The sequence below is a fragment of the Reyranella sp. genome, assembly GCF_965279625.1.
Taxonomy (GTDB): Bacteria; Pseudomonadota; Alphaproteobacteria; order Reyranellales; family Reyranellaceae; genus Reyranella.
Map to the genome: position 1 here is coordinate 3,706,767 of NZ_OZ257251.1, position 18,710 is coordinate 3,725,476.

Below are 18,710 nucleotides of genomic sequence, written 5' to 3' on the forward strand. Positions count from 1 at the left end.
CCTTCCGAAGCGTCCGGAAGGCCTTTTTTACGCTTTTGACGGGCTGTTCCTTCCACGTGATGACGTATCCCGCGGTTGCGTGTCGCGCCTGGCGCCGGAGCGTCGCAAGCAGGCGTAGCGGAATGGGCCGGACTGCCCGCTTTTTCTTGCGATGCTCGACACCTGGCAACCGGAAATCCACGATGCCGCGCGCAAGGTTTACCCTATCCTACGTAAGTTGAAGAATAGCCGAGTGTCGGGCTCCGGTGCGAAGAGCAATGCGAATGAACAAGGCGACGTACGGGAGCCTCCGCGCAGCCCACAACAGGCGGGCCGCCTGCGTTCGAGTGAGAAAGTGAGGGCGCGGGGGTCCTTCCTGCAACGTTGCAACGTACGGGACGAATTGAAGGCGGCCATTCTTGTAGGCATGATGGAGCGCAGCGCGAAGGACAGCGCGTCTACGATTTATCGTTGATGGCTTAAACCCCTTCTTGCGGCACTGATCCTCGTAAGACTTGTGACCGGTCGGGCCGGTAAGCACAGAGACGGTAGCGACCCCGTAATGCTGCTCCAACTGCTTGTGATCGGCCGTGTCACGTCCTTACTCGGAAGCCGGTAAGCGTACCCATCGTAGTAGTTATTCAGCACCGCCGAGATAGACACCTTGTCGAGTGTCGTCTCGCCGGTCGAGCCGCGCTCGATGATCAAAGCGGCTAGGACCCGTTGTGCCTGCTCGCGATTTGTCGTGCCCGTCGAAGCGCGCCGTGAGCGTCGACCGTCGGCCCATGTGATGTACCAGCGAGGCGACCAATCGAATTGGGTGAGTTTGTAGTCGGGCATGAGATTGTGATTGCTGCTTGCTTGTATGCGTCGAGCGCTGACATCGGAATCAAAACACGCTTGCCTACGCGGGCAAGACCTAATCGCCCGCGGTTTCGTTCATTGCGAATGGTAGAGATAGAGACACGTAATTGGCGTGCAGCTTCCTGCTCGGTGAGCCACGGATCGCGAACCTGCGACCCGACTTCATCAACGGCTTTCATGTGAGCAGCTTTCTTCAAATCGAGGGGGGCTGGTTCGGCTGGCCGGGTGTAGTCGCGGAGTGGGTTGCGACCGGCAATATCGATCGAAGCGCGCTGCCAAATTCCTCAGTCACGGCGTAATAGCCGTGCACGGTCCGGCGAAGTATGCCGCGTGTCTGCCAAGCTTTGATGAGCGCCGGGTTGAATGCCCGGCTAATTCGCCCATTGCGACCGAGGGTCAACAAAGCCTGCTCAACGGTCGCCAGTCGAAGTCCACTTATGGCGAGCGCGAGAAATTGTGTTGGGCTACGCCCTTCGACTTGACGGTCGCGCACGGCATTGGTCAGGTGCTCAAACCGGCCCGCCACGTGTACCGACAGCATTCTGCAAAGACGCGGAAAACCATCCGGGTCATCTAGCTTTCTGCTGTATTCGGTTCCCGCCAAGACCTTGTCCAAGGCCTGCTTATCAAGCGAACATTCGAAACGTACCCGGCGCGTGGTCTTCTCGTAGGCTTTGATCCGCTCGCCTTTTTGGGCAAAGCCCCACGCCATGAGAGAATCAGCCTCCACGCCGCGATAAGCCGTCGCAGACCGATAAGTTGCACCGATTGAATTTTTGAAGTGCGTTCGGATACCCGTGTACGCGCGTTCAACAATATGAGCGGGATCGTCCGTTTGAATATCTGCGCAGAGTTCTAGTGCGTGCAATCGCCATTCGAGGAGTAGCGAAAAGCCGCTCGCACGTAATGCCTTCGCTAGACTGTCAGCAAGGCTGTCCAAAGCGGTTTCAATGGGAACGAGAAGCTCCGCGACGCGTGCGGCTACAAATGAATTGTCGGCGGTCGTCTCTCCCATAGACAGGAAATCCGCCGTCCATCCTTCTGCGTTTCCAGCGTGAGTGGAGAGCGAAGAAGCTGCAGCGGGTTTAGGTAAACCTTGAAGAAGAATGGCCTGCTGGAATTTGGCTTGGTGAACTTGACGCGTACTCCCCCTTCCACCCCGTCGACCGGGATAACGAACGACAATGCCATACCCGGCATGTCTCTTCCGTCTGAGACGAGCCGGTTGAGTGCAATGCGAGAGGCGAAGGCGGTAATATTCGGTGGCGATGCATAGCAGAACTGGAACGCGATACGGTCGGGGTGAATGTAGGCAGGATGCAGAGTGTCGTTTGGTGTGAGTAGTGACATTTGACTTCTCCATCATGTGAAGCGGTTCAGGACCGTTCATGAGCTGCGATGGGGAGGATCTACGGACCTGCGATGCTAAGCGCGAATCAGCTTGGATTTTGGTCTGCCACTACGGGATTGCTCGGCGCACACGCACTTGATCCAGTGCTCAAAAACGCTCGCTGCCAACACCGGGATTTCAACCTGCGGGGAGAAACCATGAAAGCGGCAGATGACCGACGACGGCGGATGCTTGAACGGTCTCTTAATGGCTTTTCTCAGATTTTCCCGGGCTTGATGGAGCGTTCCGTGTCTTTTGGATAGATGCGGGAGGACATCCCCGATCAATAGAAGCGGTACGCGCTTATGCGGCTGGGATTCTTCATTTTCTGAGAAGCCGACCAATATTAAGGAGAGCCACTCATACGCGGGGCTTAATGCGAGAGCGTCGGCGCTAGACGCAGGAATGCTCGGCGAACCTTCCCATTCATCGAGCTGTCGTGGCGGGCGAGTTAAAGGTCGAGCTAGTCGTCGCTTCGCATTGCGCTGTGATTGACGATGCTGGGCCTTCTCGTACTGCCGATCTCGTGATTGCTTGTAGAGTTCAACGGGCCGAATGGCTGCGAGAAGACACAGCGCACGTGTATAAGAAAGGCCCAGCCCGATCGCACGCGCTTCGGCGATATCTTCTGAGCGAAAGGTGGAGATTCTGGCGCTGCGTGCTTCGCCAATCGCAGGGCTGACATGATGCCCAAACAAGATGCGCGGATCACCGGTGAAATTCATATTTGCGCTGTATGTCGGGGAGGCGCGTCACGTGCCATCCCAAAAATTTGATGCCATTTTTGCATCTATTGTAAAGACGGCGAAGAGAGAGGTTTGCAAACGATTGCAAATCGATAGGTAGTACAAAGGGGGGGATATCAGTGCGAAACCCGGTCAAGGCGGGGCCAAGCTGGAATTACGATGGGGCATGCAGGCAAATGCTTGGTCCGCTTAGAGATTACGTGCATGGGTTACGATGGCGAGGTTCTGTAAAACGCTACGGGAATAGGGAACTATAAGTTAGCTAGCCCCGTACCATATAGGACTAGGATGCAAGAAGGGTCCCCCGCTTCTGGAAATTTCAGACCTCGGGGGAAAATCGCAAATCCGATTTTTTCCCACGGATAGCGAGACATATCACGCATGGGAGGGGGCTCCGACCTACTGCGGTTTTGGGGGCTAGCGTGCTGGGGTTTCGATGGTGGCTAACCGCGTGAGGATGCGGGCAACTTGAGCCCCGTGCCACGCTCCCCCGTGACCAGTAGGACGGCCGTGCTTGTCGTAGCTTCCCATCGTCGGGATGTTCAACGCTTGGAGACGCCCCGCGATTGCCCGATTTGAGGTTATTCCCTCGGCTTGGAGGTTGCGGCTCGTCCCCGAAATCCCCCGAGCTGGTCCCCCGCTGATTAGCGGCAGCGAGCGCAACCTTCGTACGGTCGCTAATCATACGGGCTTCATTCTCAGCGACGGCAGCAATTATATGCAGGGTGAGCCGGTTCGCGGCTGGCATGTAGGTAGCCAGAAATTCGACCCCGCTGTCCATCAGAGCCGATATGAATGCGACATTGCGCGCGAGACGGTCGAGCTTCGCGATAACGAGCGTGGCTCGATGAACGCGGCAGGCTGCTAACGCCGTTAGGAGTTCAGGGCGATCACTGCGACGCCCGCTCTCGATTTCCGTATGCTCCCCGAGTAGTTCCCCGCCTACGGCAGAAAGGTGGAGACGGATGGCTTCGCGTTGGGCGTCCAGCCCGAGCCCGGACCGGCCTTGGCGTGCCGTGGATACCCCTGTGGTAAGCAATGTAGCGAGTGGCGAGCATGATGATGGCCCCAATCGATCCGGTGCCACAAACGTCGCATCCGACGTTGATAGACCTGTTTCTGACCTCCTTCGTTTCTGCTCTGCAATCCAAATCCGACAAACGCGGGCATATTTGCAAACGATTGCAAACAGGCTGCGGGGGCGTCCCCAAAGGTGTCCGAGGGGCCTCTTATTTTCGACGCTGGGCCCAATAGCGGGTGGAGAGCAGGGGGAGGGGCAGGACGCGATGAAAAGGCCAATGCGGGCCCCGCTACGGGCATTTCGCATACATTGCTGAGGCGATGCGGGGTGGTATTCAGTGACCGCCGCTAAGGAAGCGCTTTCGGGGCCGACTAAGCTCAGTAACGAGCGCATAAACAAAGGCCCCGGCTACGATGGCAGCCACACCGCCGATTGCCCAAAGGGCGGCAGAGCCCCAAAGCACATATGCGACGGCGAGCCCAAGCAGAATAAGCGCAGCTGAGCATAGGCGCATGAGGAATGGTAATCCGCCCGGCAGAAGCAGAATACAATTACTGTCAGAAGCGCGACTACGGTCATTCGCGCTTGTCCAATTCGGGAAAGCGTTTCGGGCTGGTCCGACCGGACCGAACGGCCTCGACGCAAAGGTTCAGCATACGAGCGCTATTCATTGCATTGATTTGGTTGTCGTAGGGGTTAGCTCTATTCATCATCCTGTCCACGGCAGCCGAACCGATGGGCTGATAGGGTGACGTTGCCTTGGGATATGCGGCGATGAAGGAGTTGTTGCGCAAAAGCAATGCATGCCAATGCTGCCCAGTATATACCCCATAAAGGTTGCGTGCGTTTAGCGGACTTGTTCATTATGTCGGGGACGGGCAAGCTTGCCACGCTGAAGCCCGGTCGGAAGCAACGGCCAAAACGTGGGGGTCACCGGGATTAGGTCAATCGATTTAAGGGCGTCTCGAATAATGGCGCCGCTGACTGACGTGTGCGAGTCTCGTAACTTTTCATAGTCGGGGCCATGTCTGAACGATCTGAGCGTCCCATTTTCGAGCTTCGCCGCCTTATTGACTACACGGCAGAAAGTGTTCTTGCGGAACTACGGCGTGTAGCAGAACTCGTTTCAGTGAGGGGGGCACTTAGTCGCTGTAGAGCGGTGCGATCTCTGCGTCGATCCACGCCCAGTCGATCTTGCCGGCGAGCTGCACGAGCTCATGCTTCGTGTTGATGATTTGGTCGAGCCTGGCCCGGAACAGATCGCCTTCCTTTGTCGCCTCGTGCTTCTTCGGCCGCATCGATCCCTCCGATACGGCATCGAGTCACGGCTCGCCGGAAGAGGGAATCCCCAAACGAAATCTCAAGGTTCCAGGATCTCGAGACGCCAAACCTTGCAATCCAAAATCTGCCGCCCCGCCGAAAAGCGACCCGCCTTCAAACACTTGGCCGTTCTTCACGGCCGACTGCCTGTCCTGCGTCAATGCGCCGCCTACACGGAGCAGCGCGACCGACAGACGGCTACGTGCGACGGGGTAAATGCGGCGCCACCAGGGAGGAGTGCGTCGGAATGGCGAGGGGAAGGGCCAAATCGATGGCTCAAAGCTCGTTATGGGCGGTGGACGCGGCGGGATCGCCCGGGAATCTGGATCGGCCGCCCATAGCTTCCCCCGCGACCCGGCGGAATGCTAGCGTTCACAAAGTGCCCGGTTTAGTTGGGGAATGTCGGATAAATGCTTTCTGACTCTTCTGACGGCATCCAATGGTGTTGTTGAGATTCGAAAATGCCTCCTAGTCGCCGTAAGCTTAGACTAATGCTCATCACATTTTCCAAGATTGCTGCCTCAGCTGTGCTCTTGTTAGCGACGGTTGGTTTGCTGTGGCACAAGAATAACGATGCAGCACTTTGGCCAGCTGCTAGTCCGATTGACCCGGTATTGCCTGAGTGGCTCACGTCTGCTGCATATGGATGGTACCCAACTATTCTTGGGACCCTTGAGAATCTACTACAACGAAAGTCTACTCTTGCATCGATTGCGTATTTATTCGTCTGCGGTCTTTGCGTTGCCTCGGTTTTTGCTGCTCCCTTTATCTCAAATCCCTTATTCCGCTACTTGATCAGTGTCATTTTGCTCGGCGGAGTATCTTATGACCTAGTTATGTTCGACATTGGCGGACACTTTCCGTCCCTCGAGACCACCAACACAATTCTATCGAATATTCGGTTTGGACTTGATGGAACTGTTGGCTCTTATGCAGACAAGATTCTTCGTAATTTATGTTTTGCATTGCTAGTTCTGTTCGTCTTCTTTCTACAGCCCCCACTTTTAGCCAGGTGGGTACCCACAGTCTGCGTAGGAATGGCGGGATTAGGTATAGCGATCATTCTATGGCGGACTGACGGGTACACTCGTGCATTTCCATCACCGGTATCTTCATTCATCAATGTCTACAAAAGTAGACTCGCCAACGAAGATCAGCCCATAGCGGAAGTAATCTATGCAGCCGTGCCCGCAAGCCATCTTCGCAAAATCATCCTGGTCATGGATGAGAGTGTGCGGGGCGACTACATTTCGCTGAACAACAAGCTAGTCAATACAACGCCTTTCCTGGCGTCGGGGCACAATGAACTCATAAACTTTGGAATCGCTACTTCCGCTACCAATTGCTCGACGGAGTCGAGATTGGCTGTAAGATTTGGCACACGCGAGAGCGACCTAGGTGAATCTTGGAAAACGCTCCGTAGTCGTACGTCCATTTGGCAATACGCTAAGTACGCCGGCTTTAAGACAGTTCACATTGATACTTTTGGAACAATAAGCACTCTTTTGAATGGTATGACGGCCACAGAACGTAGCTTCATTGATGAGCGAATAATCGTCGAAGACATGCCAGTATATCTTCGCGACGAAGTAGCTGCATCCAAGCTGCGTGGCCTGCTCCAGGATCCGACGCCCATGTTCATTTTTCTCGACAAGTACGGCACTCATCTCCCCTACAATAGAATGTATCCGCCCTCGCGAAATGTGTTCGAAGCTTCTCAATCTCCATTCTCATTGAAGAATCAAAGCGAACTCATCAGGCACTACAAGAACGCAGTTATGTGGTCGGTGGATGGCTTTTTCGAGATACTTTTGAGGGGTGGCCTGCCGTCCGATACTCTACTTTTCTACACATCCGATCATGGTCAGTCTCTGTCCGAGACACCGACAATGATATCGCACTGCAGTGAAAGCGCTTCTGTCGTTAAAACTGAGGTAATTGTCCCGCTATTCGCATTGACGAACAATATGGAGTGGAAAACAGCTCTATCTGTGGGAGCGGCTTCCAACTTTGGTTTCACTAGCCACTTCCAACTCTTTCCGACCATCTTGCTTGCAATGGGGTATGAGCGTGAGCAGTTGTCTGGCAAGTTGGATCTCAGCCTTCTTGATAGTCAAACGTTTGGTCGGCGCCGACAATTCCGTGCAGGGCGTGACTTGAGAATCTATGATGACCATTGATCGTCTTGACCTGCCCTGATTCTTCGGACCACGGTCAAGTTGGAAGAATTGGCGTCTCCTGATCGTTCGATTGTCCCGTCAAGGACGGCGTTGGATCTTGCCCCAGGGCGTGGTGTACCTGATCGTTGATCACGACGATGTCCGGTTAGGTCCTAATAAACTCCTGATGCCGGTTCTCGACCATGCATGCTGGCGAGTATGAAGAAATGTGAGATGAAAACACACGTACATCAAAAAATGCACGTATCACAGCCAAGAACAGAGCGCTCTGGCGGACAGGACGGGATTCGAACCCGTGGTGGTGATTCGGTAATCAAAGCTCGTGCTTCAGCCAGCCATGGAATTGCTCCCTGAGGGCAGCATTCGCAATGCCATGATCCGTGTTTCGGCTTGAGCTTCCGGGCACCGGAAGCGAATGCACGTGTCGCCGGCGAGTGACCGGCCAGCTGCAACGCAAAGGAGCCTATCATGAGCAAGCGGAAGAAGAGCGTGCCGGCGGAAGCCGCCAACATTGATGCGACGCGTAGCCGGGATTAGGGCGCGCGCAAGTTGCGCGTCATTCGTGGTATGTTCCTGCGCATCGTGGCACGTCGCGGTTCATCGTGCGCAGCAAGATCAATGCGTTAGCCTACCCTTTGTCCTTGCCAAGGTCGGGGTCGAGGGTTCGAATCCCTTCGCCCGCTCCAATTTCCGGATATGGCTTTAATGCCAGTCCGGACAAAACCGCAGAGACGAAGATTGGCACGATGGGCGGAGTTCTCGCGAGAGAACTCCGGGCCGGACGTCACGTACGACCGATCATCGGCGGTCAATTTGCGACAGGGCGTCCAAGGCCGCTTCCAAGGGAGCGATGGATACCATTCGGGGCTGGGTGAACGGATCTTCCGTCAGTGCGCCGGCCGCTATGCTCAGGCTCCCGGCGAGGGATATCAACACGAGGTGGACGACCATCCGGCGTGTATCCGCGCCATGGATCAGGACCACCGCGATCTGGATCGAAAACAGCAGATAGAGGAGCAGGGCCCATTTCAGCTCGTTGGGCTCGGCGCGCATCAGGCCGATTCGGCGAGCGCGTGCATCCGATGCTCGCAGGGCCAGCTCGAGTATCATGTTGCGAACCGGTGCGCTTACCGCATCGGATCCGGTGAGAGCCGCCGCGGCCGCGCCAAGCTCTTCCATCTTCTGCGAGGCTGTCGAAAACTCCATCGCCGCTCGATGGCCAGAAAGCTCCCGCTTGATGGACGCTTCCAGGTAACTGCGAGCGGCGGCCCTGACCTTCGCTGCCTCCGGGCCTTCCACCTTCAGGATCGACGCGATCCCTCGAAGGGAATTGCCTTCCACGCTGAGCGCGCTCGCCGCTTTCTCTATGCGATCCTCGATCTCGACAGCGAGGAATCCGATGCTGAGGCTGAACAGGACGCCGAGGAAGAAAAGCAGGTCTTGTGTCGCACAGCCGATGATCTTCACTCTCGTGCGAAGCGGAGGCCACAGAGCGACACCACACAGGAGCATCGCCGATATCAGATAGAGGCAGACGATGGCTGCGCCGACGATCCAATCGTCGAAATCAAACAGGTACTGGATCATTGGCGTCCGCAGTCATGAACGATCGCTCGATGGGCCTCGACGGCCGGCAAGCTTCTCGATCCGAACGGTTGCATGAGTGGGGCCGCAAGGCAAACACCGGTCGTAACCGGCGAAAAGGACGGGCCTTCCGGGGCATTTGCGGTCGCGGGCGATGATTGCCAAGGTCCCCCGGCAATTTCACAGCGGAGAGTATCGCCTGATGATCAAGGACAGCCAGCCCCAGGAACGTGGTCTCGCGGTGGTGCGCACCGTCGCGGAATTGCGCAAGGCGGTTTCTGCCTTCAGGATGGCCGGTCGTACCGTCGGTCTGGTTCCGACCATGGGCGCGCTGCATGAAGGCCATGTCAGCCTGGTGAAGGGCGCGCTCGAGCGCGGCGACGTGCCGGTGACCAGCATCTTCGTCAATCCGACTCAGTTCGGGCCGAAGGAGGATTTCTCCGCCTATCCGCGCGACGAAGAGGGCGACTTCGACAAGCTGCGCGACGCGGGCTGCCGCATCGCCTTCGCGCCGAGCAAGGACGAGATGTATCCCGGCGAGCAGCTCACGACCGTGACGGTCGCCGGCATCACCGACGGCCTGTGCGGTCCGCTGCGGCCCGGTCATTTCCAGGGCGTCGCCACCGTGGTGAGCAAGCTTCTGCTGATGGCGATGCCCGATCGCGCCTATTTCGGGGAGAAGGATTACCAGCAGCTCCAGGTCATCAAGCGCATGGTGCGCGATCTCTCCATGCCGTTCGAGATCGTGGGCATGCCGACGGTGCGCGAGGCGGACGGGCTCGCGATGTCGTCGCGCAATCGCTACCTCAGCCCCGACGAGCGCACGAAGGCGCTGGGCATGTACAAGCAGCTCGTGAAGGTCGCCGACACGGTGCGCGGCGGAAAGGCCTCCTGCGCCGAAGCCACGGCAACGGCATCCCAGGCGCTGCGCGACGGCGGGTTCGATATCGTCGAGTATTTTACCGTGGTCGATGCCGAGAGCCTGAAGCCGCTCGAGCATGCCGCGGGTCCAGCGCGCGTCATCGCCGCCGCCCGCCTCGGCCGCACGCGCCTGATCGACAATCTGGCGGTCTGAGCGGGCGCCTGACGAGAGGGTCAGGCCGCCTGTTCGAGCGTCGAGGCGACGTCGCGCGTGGTCACGCGCCGCAGATCGCGCACCTTGGTCGTGTCGAACGGGCGCGCCCGATGCATGGTGCAGCGATTGTCCCAGATCACCAGGTCGCCCTTCGCCCAGCGATGGGCATGCACGAAGCGCGGCTGGGTCGCGTGCTCGATCAGGTCGAGAATGATCAGGCGCCCGTCGGCCACCGGCAGGCCGATGATGTGCGAGGCGTGCGCCGCGAGATACAGCGTCTTGCGGTGCGAGCCGGGATGGGTGCGCACAACCCGCTGCGGCACCGGCGGCAGCGAGGCGCGCTCCTCGTCCGTGTACTGCACGACGCCGAGCTGTTCGCGCGAGCGCCAGATCGAATGCTCGGCGACCAGCCCTTCCAGCTCCTTCTTCTTCGCCTCGGGCAGCGCATCGTAGGCTGCGCGCATGTCGGCGAATTCCGTGTCGCCGCCTGCGTCGGGAATGACATGCGCATAGAGCATCGACAGGCCGCCAGGCACGGCGCGGAACGAGGCGTCGGTATGCCAGAGCCGGTTGGCGAGGCCATCGAGCCGGCGACGCGCATCGGGCTTCATCACGTTGCCGTCGCCGTCGAGGTTGGAGATGTCGGCGACCTGGCTCGATGCGATCCGGTGCTTGATGTCGCGATGCCGGAGCTTCAGCGCCGAGGATTCGATCGGGCCGAAATTGCCGGCGAAGGCGACCTGCCGATCGTCGTCGAGTGTCTGGCCGCGGAACACCACGACCGCGTAGCGGTTGATGGCATCCTCGATCGTCTGCCGGTCGTCCGGACTCAACGGCTTTGCCACGTCGACGCCGGAAATCTCGGCGACGAATTCAGGGTGAGTTGGCGTAACGGTGATGCTCACGACCGCCTCCCGCGGCTATAGTGCTTTTGCAAAACATTCTCTCCCAGGAAACGCCATGCCGCAAACCATGAAGCTCGCCCTGCTCGACGATTACCAGAAGGTCGCCCTGCGCATGGCCGATTGGGACCGCCTCAGGAAGCGCGGTATCGAGATCACGGTCTTCCAGGAGCCCTTCACGTCGGTCGAGGATGCGGCGCAGAAGCTGGCGCCCTTCGACATGCTGGGATTACTGCGCGAGCGAACCGCCTTCCCGCGGGCGCTGATCGAAAAGCTGCCCAACCTCAAGTTCATGGTGCTGACCGGCGCCCGCGCTGCGAGCCTCGACGACAAGGCGGCCGCCGAGCGCGGCATTCCGGTCTCGACGACGCCGGGCGGCACCTCGAACGCGCCGACCGCGGAACTCGGCTGGGCGCTGCTGATGATGTGCGCGCGCGATCTCGCCAAGGCCGAGCGGCTGGCACGCCAGGGCAAGTGGCACGACGGCATCGAGCAGATGGTCGTGCTCGAGGGCAAGCGGCTGGGCATCCTCGGCCTCGGCAAGCTGGGCAGCCGCGCGGCGCGTTATGCCAAGGCGTTCGGCATGGAGGTGGTGGCGTGGAGCCAGAACCTCACGCCCGAGAAGGCGGAAGCGGGCGGCGCGACGTACGTGAGCAAGGACGAGCTGCTGGCGACGTCGGACTTCGTGTCGATCCATCTCGCCCTTTCGGATCGCACGCGCGGCCTGATCGGCGCCGCCGACCTCGCGAAGATGAAGAAGACCGCGATCCTGGTGAACACGTCGCGCGGTCCGATCGTGGACGAAGCGGCGCTCATCGAGGCGCTGAAGAACCGCACGATCCTGCACGCCGGCCTCGACGTCTACGACAAGGAGCCGCTGTCGGCCGACCATCCCTTCACCAAGCTCGACAACATCACGCTCATTCCCCACCTGGGCTACGTCGTCGAGGAGAGCTACCGGCACTTCTACGAGGGCACGATCAAGGACATCGAAGCCTGGCTCGACGGCACGCCGATCAACGTCCTCAATCCGGACGCGCTGAAGAAGGCCTGACAGGCCGTTGAAGAAGGTGGGGCGTGGCGAATAAACGAAACAAACGAAATAAACGAAACCAACGAAGTCAATGTCGCACCCCCCGGGATCCTGTATCGGGATGACCGGCGGCGCAACAATGTTGCTCGCGGTGCTTCTTGAGAGGCTATTTCGTTCGCACCCTGACCACGATCAGCCAGACGGCGCCGGCGAGGATCACACCGGCGGCCAGCCATTCCGGCGTTGTCAGGGTCGCGGGCGTCAGCCAGCCCAGGCGGGCGAACAGGGCTTCCAGCGCGATGGCGAAGAACGGCATGGCGGTGAGCGCGATCAGGTAGGTCTGCACGCCCGAGTGGTTGATGGTCCAGAAGCCGAGCCAGGTGCCCGGCGCGCGGAACAGCAGGCCGGCCAGGATGGCGTAGAGCCAGAGTTCGATCCGGCCGAAAGCGTCGCCGCCGCCCGCCCAGGGCGAGGCCATGGCGCCGGCGAGACCGGCCAGCGTCCAGACCAGGATCAGCGCCAGGGAGGCGGCGACCAGGATCTCGCCGGTGAAGCGGCTGCGCGCCGCCGGCTCGGCCGCGCGATTGCGCGGATGGTAGGCGATCATCCACGAGGCCGCGACCGCGATGGCCTCCGAGGCGATCAGCCAGGCGACGCCGCGCCACGCCGTCTCCGACCCCAGACCGGCGGCGAAAGCCGTTATGCCGACCGCCAGCAGCGCGAGGCCCGGCCAGTCGCGCCGCGCCGGCGCCTGGCGCGTCAGCGCCCAGCCCGATGCCGCGCCGATCAGCACGCTCATCGTGGACAGGAGCGTGCTCTGGGTGACCGCCAGCCAGACGATGGCGGCGGCCGTGCAGCCGTTGATGATCACGCGCATGAAGGCGTAGCAGACCGTCCAGGGCACCAGCAGGTCGGCCCAGCTTCCCGGCGTGCGGCGGCCGACCCACAACATCGCGAGGCCCGCCGTCAGCAGCTGCACCAGTGTGTAGGCCCAGGCATCGAGCTGGGCGCCGCTCACGACGTGGCGCGTCAGAAGGAGATAGACCGACCAGAGGAGGGAGTTGCCGAGCGCAATGGTCAGGACGTGGCCGCTCATTGCGGATTCGGCAGGTTTGGTTTCAGGTGCGGAAGCGCAGCAGCAGGTGATTGACGCCGTTCAGCTTGACGTAGAGGTCCTCGAACTGGGTGTAGAAATCCTCCCACTGCGGCAGGCCGCCCTGGGTGCCGAGCGAGGTGTAGATCTCCGCGACCGTCCGGCGGCCGTCGATCTGCGAGATGATGCGCGGCGCCAGCGGCGGAAGCTGGGCCCGCCAGGGAAAGCCGTCGAGGTTGGCGACCAGCGGCGCGCCGGGCTGCAGGCCCGCGGCGAACTTCTGCGCATCCATCTCGCGCAGCACCGGAATGGCCGAGGTGTCCTCGGGGCGCGCGACCGTGTCGAAGCCGGCGCGCGTGGCATAGAAGACATGGGTCCGCACATTGCCGGCGAGACGCTCGGCGAAGGCCGCGCGCTCGATCAGCGGCAGCGAACTGGCCTGACGGGCGATCACCGGATCGCTCATGTAGGTGGCGGGCTCGTAGCGCACCGGCTCGAGGAAGGCCACGACCCTCAGGCCGGAGGCGGCGGCCATCTTGCCGATCTGCGGCACCGTGAAGGCGCGGTCGCAACTGTGCAGCAGCAGGTCGTAGAGGCCGGCGTCGCCGCCCGTCACATGGTCGTTCAGGTAGGGATTGCGGCGGAACAGGTTGGTCGTCGGCAGGAAGCGGATCAGGCGCTTGGCCATGGCCAAGCGGTCCTCGATCGCCATCGACGGCGGCGCGATGGTCTGCAGCAGCTCCTGCAGCGGGTAGACGCCGCTGCGGCCATATTCGCCGTAGAGCATGACGCCCATGCCGCCGTCGGCATGCAGCACGCTGGCCAGCGCCTGCATCCCGGCGGTCGGGTCGGGCAGATGGTGCAGCACGCCGGTGCAGTCGATGTAGTCGAAGTGGCCGATGTTCATCGTCGGCAGGTCGAGCAGCGAGCCGGTCAGGAACTGGATATTGCGCAGGCCGCGCGCCTTGGCCCGCGCCTCGCAGATCTGGCGCGAGGCCGTCGACAGGTCGAGATAGACGACCTCGCCGGGGCAGCGGCGATCGACCAGCTGCTGGGCCAGCATGATGCAGGCATCGCCCGTGCCGCCGCCGGCGACCAGCGCCCGGAACGGCCGGATGAAGTTCAGGCGGCCGGAGAAGAGATAATGATTGATCTCGAGGACATGGCTCGGCGTGCCCGTGATCAGGCGGATCGCCTCGTCTCGCGGGTCTCGGGCAGGATAGGGCAGAGCCTCGTACTGGGCGCGAACGCTGTCCAACGGCGAGGTAAGGGTCATCAGGGCCTTGTTTGACGGCGGGCTGGGCGCTACCGGGAGGGTGGCAACGCCTGCCAGTCATTACTGCAACAAATCGAAGGGCCATGAAAGGCTATTTCGGCATCGGTATCGAAGGTCCGAGCAAGTCGATGAATGTCGGCACCTTGTTCCGGACGGCCCACGCGTTCGGCGCCTCGTTCGTCTTCACCCTGCGCGCGCAGTACGACGCGCGCGCCGGCGCACTGGCCGACACGTCGGACACGCCGCTGTCGGTGCCGACCTACCGTTTTGCCGATCTCGAAAGCTTCCGCCTGCCGCTGGGCTGCCGGGTGGTCGGCATCGAGATCACAGACGATGCGATCGAGCTGCCGAGTTTTCGGCATCCGCGCCAGTGCGCCTATATCCTGGGGTCCGAGCGCGAGGGCCTGTCGCCCGGCGTTCAGTCGCTCTGCGACTACGTCGTGAAAATCCCGACGCGCTTCTCGGTCAATCTCGGCACCGCCGGCGCCCTGGTCATGTACGACCGGCTGATCAGCCTCGGCCGGCACGCGCCGCGGCCGGTCGGCGAGGGCGCGCCGACCGAGGCACTCGACGTGCCGGTGTTCGGTGAACCGCTCTACAAGCGCAAGGAGCGGCTCAGGCTGCGAAAAAAAGCGCAGGAAAAACAATAGTTTACGCCGGCGCGGTTGCGCAGCGGGAGTGCGGCGACTATCTCACGCGCTCCATGTCCGTCCTGCCCACCGAACCGCTGCAGATCCTCGAGCCCGGCGCCGCCGCGCACGGCCGCAACGACCTGCGCCGCAATCTGATCGGGCTGTCGCGCGACGGGCTCAAGACCGCGCTGGCCGAGGCCGGGCTGGAGCCGTTCCGCGCTGCCCAGATCTGGCAGTGGATCTACTGGCACGGTGTCACCGACTTCGGGCGCATGACCAACATCGCCAAGAGGGCGCGCGATCGTCTCGCCGACCAGTTCGTGATCGAGCGGCCCTCGATCGTGACCGAGCAACGCTCGGTCGACGGCACGCGCAAATGGCTGCTGCGCTTCGCCGACGGCAACGAGGCCGAGACGGTGAACATCCCGGAGACTGATCGCGGCTCGGTCTGCGTGTCGAGCCAGGTCGGCTGCACGCTCACCTGCACCTTCTGTCACACCGGTACCCAGCCGCTGGTGCGCAACCTCACGCCGGATGAAATCGTCGGCCAGTTCATGGTGGCGCGCGACAGCTACGGCGAATGGCCGACGCCGACCGCCGATGCCCAGCGCATGCTCAGCAACATCGTCATGATGGGCATGGGCGAGCCGCTCTACAATTTCGACAATGTCGTCGCGGCACTCAAGATCGTCATGGACGACCAGGGCATTGCGCTCAGCCGCCGCCGCATCACCCTTTCGACCTCAGGCGTCGTGCCGATGATCCCGAAGGTGGGCGAGGCGCTCGACGTCAATCTCGCGGTGTCGCTGCACGCCGTCAGCGACGAGGTGCGCGACACGCTGGTGCCGATCAACAGGAAGTGGCCGATCGCCGAGTTGTTGAAGGCATGCGCCGATTATCCTGGCGCCCGCAACAGCCGGCGCATCACCTTCGAGTACGCGATGCTGAAGGGTGTCAACGACAGCGACGCCGACGCGCGCGAGCTGGTGCGCATCCTGAAGCCGATCCACGCCAAGGTGAACCTGATCCCGTTCAATCCCTGGCCGGGTGCGCCCTACGAGTGCAGCTCCAACAACCGCATCCACCGCTTCGCCGAGATCGTGAACGATGGCGGCCTGAGCGCCCCCGTGCGCACGCCCCGCGGCCGCGACATCTCCGCCGCCTGCGGCCAGCTCAAGAGTGCCAGCCTGCGCCAGCGCGGCGAGAAGGTCGCGCTGTAGCTACTTCGTGAAAGCAGCGACCTTCGACAGGAAGGCGTTCTCAGTCGAGACGGGCTGCAGCCCGGCCCCCTCAAACCACTCTTCCAGACGGCCGGCGGTGTACTGGGCGTAATACGGCTCGTGGAAGTAGTGCGGGAAGAGGTCGAGCAGGCCGTCCCAGTCGGGGCGGTCGCCCTTCTGCAGGGAATCGACGATCACCACGAGGCCGCCGGGCTTCACGACGCGCGCCATTTCAGCGATCGCCTTGGCGCGGATTTCCCTGGGCAGCTCGTGAAGCAGGAACGAGGAGACGACCAGGTCGAGGCTCGCTTCGGCGAAGGGCAGGGATTCAGCCGCCGCCTCGTCGAGCTTGACCCGCGCCGTGCGGCCGATCAGGCGGCGGGCTTCGTCGAGATAGGGGCGGCTGAGGTCGACTCCGGTGAGCTTCAGGCCGGGCCAGGCGCCATGCAGCGTGGCGAGCAGGCGGCCGGTGCCGCAGCCGACATCGAGGCCGCGGACGTCGCGCTGGTTGCGGTCCGCGAGCCAGGCGGCAATCGGCGCCAGGGCGCGACGGCGCATGACGTCGGCGGCGCCCGTGAACAGGACCTCGACCTGGGTGTCGTACAGGGCGGCCGAGTGGTCGGAGAGCCAGCCGTCGCTCTGGAAATGGAAATTCTGCCGGTAATAGTCTGGCAGGCCGTCGGCCTGGGTGCCGGGCGGCAGCTCGTCGTCGAGGGCACCGTGCCGCCGCGCGTCGACCTGCGGCAGGTCGCGGAAATAGAGCAGGCTGCGGCGCAGGAACTCGGCAGGCTCCGGGCGAAGGGGGCGCGGCGCGGGAAACAGGCCGTCCGCGACATCGCGCCATTCCCGCCCGAACACTGCACGCATCTCGGCGGTCAGCTCGGCGCGGCCGGGCGTCGGCCCGACGGGAAAATCGGGCTTGGGCATGGGCTTCATCAGGCGGCGGCCGGCGGCATAGTGGCCGGCATACCAGGCGACCCGGGCGGTCTGGCGGGCGGCGTAGGAGAGGCGGTCGAGGGGGGAAACCATGGGATGCTATTCTCGCTCCGATTATAGCCTCTTTGCGGCGCCCTTGCCCCGGTGGGGTCGACCGCTATATTCGCGCGCCTTTTACCGAATCGACACGAAAGCGGCCAGCATGAGCGTTTCTTATCCCGGGCCCTACAAGAAGGGCGACATCAAGAAGGTCGTGCTCGCCTATTCGGGCGGTCTCGACACCTCGGTCATCCTGAAATGGCTGCAGACGGCCTATGGCTGCGAGGTGGTGACCTTCACCGCCGATCTCGGCCAGGGCGAGGAACTGTCGCCGGCCCGCAAGAAGGCCGAGCTGCTCGGCATCAAGCCCGAGAACATCTATATCGAGGACGTGCGCGAAGAGTTCGTGAAGGACTTCGTCTTCCCGATGTTCCGCGCCAACGCGCTCTACGAGGGCCAGTACCTGCTCGGCACCTCGATCGCGCGGCCCTTGATCTCCAAGCACCAGATCGACCTCGCGCTGAAGACCGGCGCCGACGCCGTCTGCCACGGCGCCACCGGCAAGGGCAACGACCAGGTCCGCTTCGAACTCTCCTATTACGCCCTGAAGCCGGACATCAAGGTGATCGCGCCGTGGCGCGAGTGGGAGCTGACCTCGCGCACCAAGCTGCTCGAGTTCGCCGAGGAGCACCAGATCCCGATCGCCAAGGACAAGCGCGGCGAGGCGCCGTTCTCGGTCGACGCCAACCTCCTGCACTCCTCCAGCGAGGGCAAGATCCTCGAAGATCCGTGGGAAGAGGCCGACGAGATGGTCTACCAGCGCACGATCTCGCCCGAGGCCGCGCCCGACAAGGCGACCTACATCACCATCGACTTCGAGAAGGGCGACGCCGTCGCCATCGATGGCGTCGCGATGTCGCCTGCGACCCTGCTCACGAAACTCAACGAACTGGGCAAGGCCAACGGCATCGGCCGTCTCGACCTGGTCGAGAACCGCTTCGTCGGCATGAAGAGCCGAGGCATCTACGAGACGCCCGGCGGCACGATCCTCTACGCCGCCCATCGCGGCATCGAATCGATCACGCTCGATCGCGGCGCCGGCCATCTCAAGGACGAGGTGATGCCGAAATACGCCGAGCTGATCTACTACGGCTTCTGGTACTCGCCGGAGCGCGAGATGCTGCAGGCGCTGATCGACAAGAGCCAGGAGAACGTGACCGGCACGGTGCGGCTCAAGCTCTACAAGGGCAACACCACGGTCGTCGGCCGCAAGTCGCCCGTCTCGCTCTACTCGATGCAGCACGTGACCTTCGAGGAAGACCAGGGCGCCTACAACCAGCGCGACGCCGAGGGCTTCATCAAGCTGAACGCGCTCAGGCTGCGCCTGCGGGCGCTGGGGCAGGGCGGCCCCAAGTCCTGA

The 18,710-nt window shown here is 61.7% G+C and carries 16 protein-coding genes and 1 pseudogene; 6 read left to right on the forward strand and 11 right to left on the reverse strand.

Annotated elements, in window-relative coordinates:
- Positions 1-692 precede the first annotated feature (692 nt).
- The 6 genes and pseudogenes from ACQY78_RS17920 to ACQY78_RS17945 form a co-directional block, all read right to left on the reverse strand.
- Positions 693-1,022, reverse strand: coding sequence for a helix-turn-helix domain-containing protein (locus ACQY78_RS17920; protein WP_428677253.1), 330 nt, complete (start codon positions 1,020-1,022; stop codon positions 693-695).
- A gap of 14 nt (positions 1,023-1,036) precedes the next feature.
- A complete protein-coding gene (locus ACQY78_RS17925) occupies positions 1,037-1,858 on the reverse strand; it encodes a hypothetical protein (RefSeq protein WP_428677254.1) in 822 nt (273 codons plus the stop codon).
- The gene (locus tag ACQY78_RS17930) at positions 1,825-2,193 is read right to left on the reverse strand and encodes a hypothetical protein (protein WP_428677256.1); all 369 of its coding nucleotides are present in this window, start codon (positions 2,191-2,193) and stop codon (positions 1,825-1,827) included. Before ACQY78_RS17930 ends, ACQY78_RS17925 begins: the two co-directional genes overlap by 34 nt.
- Before the next feature lie 75 nt (positions 2,194-2,268).
- Positions 2,269-2,958, reverse strand: a complete 690-nt coding sequence (locus tag ACQY78_RS17935) for a hypothetical protein (protein ID WP_428677257.1) — start codon at positions 2,956-2,958, stop codon at positions 2,269-2,271.
- 340 nt (positions 2,959-3,298) lie between these two features.
- On the reverse strand, positions 3,299-4,393 hold the full coding sequence (locus ACQY78_RS17940) for a recombinase family protein (protein ID WP_428677259.1): 1,095 nt from the start codon (positions 4,391-4,393) through the stop codon (positions 3,299-3,301).
- A 752-nt stretch (positions 4,394-5,145) separates the two neighbouring features.
- Positions 5,146-5,298 (reverse strand): annotated as a pseudogene (locus ACQY78_RS17945) (IS5/IS1182 family transposase); the annotation flags it as partial.
- Between the two features lie 513 nt (positions 5,299-5,811).
- Here ACQY78_RS17945 and ACQY78_RS17950 point away from each other — a divergent pair.
- A complete protein-coding gene (locus tag ACQY78_RS17950) occupies positions 5,812-7,500 on the forward strand; it encodes a sulfatase-like hydrolase/transferase (RefSeq protein WP_428677260.1) in 1,689 nt (562 codons plus the stop codon).
- A 798-nt stretch (positions 7,501-8,298) separates the two neighbouring features.
- Here the strand turns inward: ACQY78_RS17950 and ACQY78_RS17955 are convergent.
- Positions 8,299-9,087 carry a hypothetical protein gene (locus ACQY78_RS17955; RefSeq protein ID WP_428677262.1) on the reverse strand — a complete coding sequence of 263 codons (789 nt, stop codon included), beginning with the start codon at positions 9,085-9,087 and terminating at the stop codon, positions 8,299-8,301.
- Between the two features lie 199 nt (positions 9,088-9,286).
- Here ACQY78_RS17955 and panC point away from each other — a divergent pair, with 199 nt between their 5' ends.
- Complete coding sequence (panC, locus tag ACQY78_RS17960; RefSeq protein WP_428677264.1) at positions 9,287-10,159, forward strand: pantoate--beta-alanine ligase; 873 nt, start codon at positions 9,287-9,289, stop codon at positions 10,157-10,159.
- A 20-nt stretch (positions 10,160-10,179) separates the two neighbouring features.
- On the opposite strand, the gene ACQY78_RS17965 is transcribed toward panC, so the two are convergent.
- The gene (locus ACQY78_RS17965; RefSeq protein ID WP_428677266.1) at positions 10,180-11,064 is read right to left on the reverse strand and encodes a TauD/TfdA dioxygenase family protein; all 885 of its coding nucleotides are present in this window, start codon (positions 11,062-11,064) and stop codon (positions 10,180-10,182) included.
- Between the two features lie 55 nt (positions 11,065-11,119).
- Between ACQY78_RS17965 and ACQY78_RS17970 the strand changes: the two genes are divergently transcribed.
- Positions 11,120-12,115 carry a D-2-hydroxyacid dehydrogenase family protein gene (locus ACQY78_RS17970; protein WP_428677267.1) on the forward strand — a complete coding sequence of 332 codons (996 nt, stop codon included), beginning with the start codon at positions 11,120-11,122 and terminating at the stop codon, positions 12,113-12,115.
- Between the two features lie 145 nt (positions 12,116-12,260).
- Here ACQY78_RS17970 and ACQY78_RS17975 read toward each other — a convergent pair whose 3' ends face one another.
- Complete coding sequence (locus ACQY78_RS17975) at positions 12,261-13,190, reverse strand: hypothetical protein (protein ID WP_428677268.1); 930 nt, start codon at positions 13,188-13,190, stop codon at positions 12,261-12,263.
- 22 nt (positions 13,191-13,212) lie between these two features.
- Positions 13,213-14,463, reverse strand: a complete 1,251-nt coding sequence (locus ACQY78_RS17980) for a class I SAM-dependent methyltransferase (protein WP_428677270.1) — start codon at positions 14,461-14,463, stop codon at positions 13,213-13,215.
- 83 nt (positions 14,464-14,546) lie between these two features.
- Between ACQY78_RS17980 and ACQY78_RS17985 the strand changes: the two genes are divergently transcribed.
- Together ACQY78_RS17985 and rlmN are read left to right on the forward strand one after the other, a co-directional pair.
- Positions 14,547-15,113 carry an RNA methyltransferase gene (locus ACQY78_RS17985; RefSeq protein WP_428677271.1) on the forward strand — a complete coding sequence of 189 codons (567 nt, stop codon included), beginning with the start codon at positions 14,547-14,549 and terminating at the stop codon, positions 15,111-15,113.
- A gap of 53 nt (positions 15,114-15,166) precedes the next feature.
- The gene (gene rlmN / locus ACQY78_RS17990; protein ID WP_428677273.1) at positions 15,167-16,315 is read left to right on the forward strand and encodes a 23S rRNA (adenine(2503)-C(2))-methyltransferase RlmN; all 1,149 of its coding nucleotides are present in this window, start codon (positions 15,167-15,169) and stop codon (positions 16,313-16,315) included.
- Here the strand turns inward: rlmN and ACQY78_RS17995 are convergent, their stop codons facing one another.
- Positions 16,316-17,344, reverse strand: coding sequence for a methyltransferase domain-containing protein (locus ACQY78_RS17995; protein WP_428677275.1), 1,029 nt, complete (start codon positions 17,342-17,344; stop codon positions 16,316-16,318).
- Positions 17,345-17,453: 109 nt separating this feature from the next.
- Between ACQY78_RS17995 and ACQY78_RS18000 the strand changes: the two genes are divergently transcribed.
- Positions 17,454-18,710: an argininosuccinate synthase gene (locus tag ACQY78_RS18000; RefSeq protein ID WP_428677277.1), complete on the forward strand. Its 1,257-nt coding sequence runs from the start codon at positions 17,454-17,456 to the stop codon at positions 18,708-18,710.

What these genes read in the sequence shown, in the direction of transcription:
- ACQY78_RS17995 (WP_428677275.1), bottom strand. Translation starts at nt 17,344, where the DNA reads ATGGTTTCCCCCCTCGACCGCCTCTCCTACGCCGCCCGCCAGACCGCC.
- ACQY78_RS17975 (WP_428677268.1), bottom strand. Translation starts at nt 13,190, where the DNA reads ATGAGCGGCCACGTCCTGACCATTGCGCTCGGCAACTCCCTCCTCTGG.
- ACQY78_RS17955 (WP_428677262.1), bottom strand. Translation starts at nt 9,087, where the DNA reads ATGATCCAGTACCTGTTTGATTTCGACGATTGGATCGTCGGCGCAGCC.
- ACQY78_RS17950 (WP_428677260.1), top strand. Translation starts at nt 5,812, where the DNA reads ATGCTCATCACATTTTCCAAGATTGCTGCCTCAGCTGTGCTCTTGTTA.
- ACQY78_RS17920 (WP_428677253.1), bottom strand. Translation starts at nt 1,022, where the DNA reads ATGAAAGCCGTTGATGAAGTCGGGTCGCAGGTTCGCGATCCGTGGCTC.
- ACQY78_RS17985 (WP_428677271.1), top strand. Translation starts at nt 14,547, where the DNA reads ATGAAAGGCTATTTCGGCATCGGTATCGAAGGTCCGAGCAAGTCGATG.
- ACQY78_RS17925 (WP_428677254.1), bottom strand. Translation starts at nt 1,858, where the DNA reads ATGGGAGAGACGACCGCCGACAATTCATTTGTAGCCGCACGCGTCGCG.
- ACQY78_RS17940 (WP_428677259.1), bottom strand. Translation starts at nt 4,393, where the DNA reads ATGCGCTCGTTACTGAGCTTAGTCGGCCCCGAAAGCGCTTCCTTAGCG.
- ACQY78_RS17930 (WP_428677256.1), bottom strand. Translation starts at nt 2,193, where the DNA reads ATGTCACTACTCACACCAAACGACACTCTGCATCCTGCCTACATTCAC.
- ACQY78_RS18000 (WP_428677277.1), top strand. Translation starts at nt 17,454, where the DNA reads ATGAGCGTTTCTTATCCCGGGCCCTACAAGAAGGGCGACATCAAGAAG.
- ACQY78_RS17935 (WP_428677257.1), bottom strand. Translation starts at nt 2,958, where the DNA reads ATGAATTTCACCGGTGATCCGCGCATCTTGTTTGGGCATCATGTCAGC.
- ACQY78_RS17980 (WP_428677270.1), bottom strand. Translation starts at nt 14,463, where the DNA reads ATGACCCTTACCTCGCCGTTGGACAGCGTTCGCGCCCAGTACGAGGCT.
- rlmN (WP_428677273.1), top strand. Translation starts at nt 15,167, where the DNA reads ATGTCCGTCCTGCCCACCGAACCGCTGCAGATCCTCGAGCCCGGCGCC.
- panC (WP_428677264.1), top strand. Translation starts at nt 9,287, where the DNA reads ATGATCAAGGACAGCCAGCCCCAGGAACGTGGTCTCGCGGTGGTGCGC.
- ACQY78_RS17970 (WP_428677267.1), top strand. Translation starts at nt 11,120, where the DNA reads ATGCCGCAAACCATGAAGCTCGCCCTGCTCGACGATTACCAGAAGGTC.